Annotated in this window: 4 protein-coding genes and 1 pseudogene; 3 read left to right on the top strand and 2 right to left on the bottom strand. The window is 65.8% G+C overall.

The window, feature by feature from the left end:
* A partial coding sequence (locus AC1DS3_RS37110; RefSeq protein WP_477129188.1) for a divalent metal cation transporter occupies positions 1-355 on the bottom strand: 355 nt, incomplete at its 3' end.
* Positions 356-529: 174 nt separating this feature from the next.
* On the opposite strand from AC1DS3_RS37110, the gene AC1DS3_RS37105 reads away from it, so the two are divergent.
* The 3 genes from AC1DS3_RS37105 (at position 530) to AC1DS3_RS37095 (ending at position 2,956) form a co-directional block, all read left to right on the top strand.
* Entirely contained in the window at positions 530-1,477 is a 948-nt protein-coding gene (locus AC1DS3_RS37105) for a DnaJ C-terminal domain-containing protein (protein ID WP_441636392.1), read from the top strand.
* Between the two features lie 4 nt (positions 1,478-1,481).
* The gene (locus AC1DS3_RS37100) at positions 1,482-1,799 is read left to right on the top strand and encodes a chaperone modulator CbpM (protein ID WP_441636390.1); all 318 of its coding nucleotides are present in this window, start codon (positions 1,482-1,484) and stop codon (positions 1,797-1,799) included.
* Positions 1,800-1,963: 164 nt separating this feature from the next.
* Positions 1,964-2,956 (top strand): Bug family tripartite tricarboxylate transporter substrate binding protein, encoded by a 993-nt coding sequence (locus tag AC1DS3_RS37095; RefSeq protein WP_441636388.1) that lies wholly within the window; start codon positions 1,964-1,966, stop codon positions 2,954-2,956.
* A 45-nt stretch (positions 2,957-3,001) separates the two neighbouring features.
* Here AC1DS3_RS37095 and AC1DS3_RS37090 read toward each other — a convergent pair.
* Positions 3,002-3,234: pseudogene (locus AC1DS3_RS37090) on the bottom strand (C25 family cysteine peptidase); the annotation flags it as partial.

Genomic DNA, 3,234 nt, shown 5'->3' with positions numbered 1-3,234 from the left:
CCGCGATATTGATCGTATTGGCAACCAGCAAAAGGCTGATCACGGCATACAGGAGCCACGCCGGGTAATGCCTGCGGATATTGGTGGCCAGCCCATKGCCGCTCACCCGCCCGATCCTGGCGCTCACCACCTGGATGCCAACCATCAACGGGTAGGTGAGCAGCACCGTCCACAACATGTTGAAGCCGAACTGCGCGCCCGCCTGCGAATAGGTGGCGATGCCGCTGGGATCGTCGTCCGCCGCGCCGGTGATCAAGCCCGGCCCGAGCTTGCCGAGCCATGATTGTTCAGCGTCTTGCGGGGCGGATGCCACATCTTTCACCGTTGCCTCCAGTAGCAGGCTTGCCGCTAACATAGCAGGTTGCGCAGGTGTGCACGCCACGTTATGGCTATGTGCGCGGACAGCGCGCGCAGGGCCGACCGCATCGAACCGCATGCCCGTGCCTTTGCCTATACTTAGAGCCGCAGGTCAAGCGCATCATTCGCCAAGCGCCGTGCGCGTTCCGCACGCCAGTTGCCGGGGGCATTCATGGAGTACAAGGACTACTACGCGATGCTCGGGGTGGAACCCACGGCCACGCAAGATGACATCAAGCGTGCCTACCGCAAGCTGGCACGCAAGTATCACCCGGACGTCAGCAAGGAGCCGGATGCGGAAGCCCGCTTCAAGGATGTGGCCGAGGCGTACGTGGCGCTGAAAGACGAAGAGAAACGCGCCGCTTACGATGACGTGGGGGCGCGGTACAGGAGCGGCCGCGAGTTCACCCCGCCGCCGGGATGGGATAGCGGCTTCGAGTACAGCGGCGGCGAGGCGGATTTCGAGCAAGACCTGGATCGCAGCGATTTCTTCGAGTCGCTCTTCGGCGCCAGGCATGCGCAGTCTCGCGGCGCGCGAGGCGCTGCCCGCATGGCAGGGGGCGATCACCATGCCAAGGTGCAGATCGATCTGCAGGACGTCTACCGGGGCGGGCGCCGCACCATCACGCTGCGCACGCCCCAGGCAGACGCCAGCGGGCACGTGCGACTGCAGGAGCGGCAACTGGAAGTCAATATTCCCAAGGGCATTCGCAGTGGACAGCATCTTCGGCTTGCAGGCCAGGGCGGCCCCGGACTTGGAGACGCTCCGGCCGGCGACCTCTATCTCGAAATCGAGATCGCGCCGCACCCCCTGTTCCGCGTAGTCGATCGCGATGTCTACCTCGACCTGCCCGTGGCCCCATGGGAAGCCGCTTTGGGCGCCAGCGTCGGCATACCCACGCCGGACGGCAGCGTGCAACTCAGCGTGCCGCCGGGCTCGTCGGCAGGCCGCAAGCTGCGGCTCAAGGGCAAGGGCCTTCCCAGCACGCCGCCCGGCGACCTGTACGCGGTGCTGTCGATCGTCTTGCCGCCGGCGGACACGGAAAAGGCCAATGACGCGTACCGGGAAATGGCCAAGACCTTTAGCGGCTTTGCTCCGCGCCGTTCACTGGAGGCTTGATGCGATGAGCGATCAAGGCATATCGATGCTGCATGGCGTCCTTGTCGAAGAAGAGGTGCAGTTCACGCTGGTGGAACTGAGCGTGGCCTGCCATGCCGACATTGAACAGGTGGTGGCGCTGGTGGAGGAGGGCGTGCTGACACCGCACGGCGAGGACGCGCCGCGCTGGCGTTTCGACGGCGCCACGTTCAAGCGCGCCCGCGCGGCGCTGCGGCTCGCGCGCGACCTGGAGCTTGGGGTGGCGGGCGTGGCCGTGGTGCTTGACCTGCTGGACGAGATCGAGACGTTAAGGGCGAAGCTGCGGCGGGCAAACCTGGCTTGAAGAAGAGCGCTTCGCACTCCCGGTCAATTGATTACTTTTTCTTCTGAAAGGATAGAAAAAATAAGCTGGACGCAATCGGTCCGGCAGAGAAGAATCCGCCCACGCGGCACGTGGCGTTCAGGTTCCCGCGGCCATACCAACAGGCATCAACCGAGGAGACACGGATGTCATTCACTTCACGCGCGGCCACGCGCAGCAGGTTCGTCCTGGCGGCGCTGGCAACCCTTTGCCTTCCCGCGCCGGGCTTCGCGCAAGCCGCCCCGTATCCCGCCAAGCCGATCAGCCTCGTCGTCGGCAGTGCCCCGGGCGGCTCGGTCGATCTCTTCGCGCGTGCCATCGGCAAGCATCTGCAGGACGCATTGGGGCAACCCGTGCTGGTCGAGAACAAGCCAGCGGGTGGCGGGGTCATTGCGGGTACCTAYGTCGCAAGGGCGCCGGCGGACGGCTACGCCTTGCTGATGGTGACGTCGACCTTCACGACCGGGGCGGCCATCCGGACAAACCTGCCTTATGACGCGGTGAAGAGCTTCAAGCCCGTGGGCATGCTCGCCAAAGGGCCCTTGCTGGTCACGGTGTCCGCCAATTCGCCGTTCAAGACGGTGGCCGATCTGGTGGCCAACGCAAAGGCCAATCCGGGCAAGCTCAATTACGGGACCTCGGGTGCGGGCAGCATCAACCAGTTCGCCAGCGAGCTGTTCGCGGACGCGGCCGATATCAAGCTGACCCATGTCCCCTACAAAGGCATGTCGCCGGCGGTGACCGACATGGTGGGCGGCCAGATCCAGATGATGGTGGCCAGCGCGCCGTCCATCCTCTCGCAGGTCAAGAGCGGGCGGGTCCGGGCGCTGGCCGTCACCACGGCCGAGCGCTCGCCCGTGGCGCCGGATCTGGTGCCGCTGGAGCAGGCCGGCTACAAGGGCAGTGCGTTGGAATTGTGGTGGGGCGTACTGGCGCCCGCCGGCACGCCGCAAGCCCTGGTGGACAAGCTCAACGGTGAGATTGGCAAGATCGTCCAGTCGCAGGAAATGAAGGCGTTCTTCCTCAAGGAAGGCGCGGAGCCGGCAGTGATGAAGCCGGCTGAGTTCGCCGCCTTCATCGCGTCCGAGGTAGAGCGCTGGCGGAAGGTCGCCAAGGCGGCGGACATCCGGCCCGAGTAGGCGCCGGCGCGCATCGCGCCATTCCGCCCGCCGCTACGCCCGCTATTACGTCATGTCCCGCACCCTCAGGCGCACCGCCGGGTCCCCCAGCACCACATAGTTGCGCGCATCGTCCCGTGCCACCCAGCGCAGCGCGATGTCGGCGTCGAGGACGTCGGCGCCCGCGCTGCGGTCCCGCAGCAAGTCAGCCAGTTCGGCGCTCAGCACGGCCCAGCGGATGTTGAAGCGGTCTGTCGCTTGGCCAATGCGCTCGCCGCGCAGCTTGGGCAGGCGCATCT

The sequence above is a fragment of the Cupriavidus sp. 01L46 genome, from assembly GCF_056399905.1.
This window is presented reverse-complemented; position numbering and strand designations above follow the sequence as displayed.

Bases quoted from the DNA above. Each gene is read 5' to 3' on its own strand.
- AC1DS3_RS37105 (WP_441636392.1), top strand. From the start codon at position 530: ATGGAGTACAAGGACTACTACGCGATGCTCGGGGTGGAACCCACGGCC.
- AC1DS3_RS37100 (WP_441636390.1), top strand. From the start codon at position 1,482: ATGAGCGATCAAGGCATATCGATGCTGCATGGCGTCCTTGTCGAAGAA.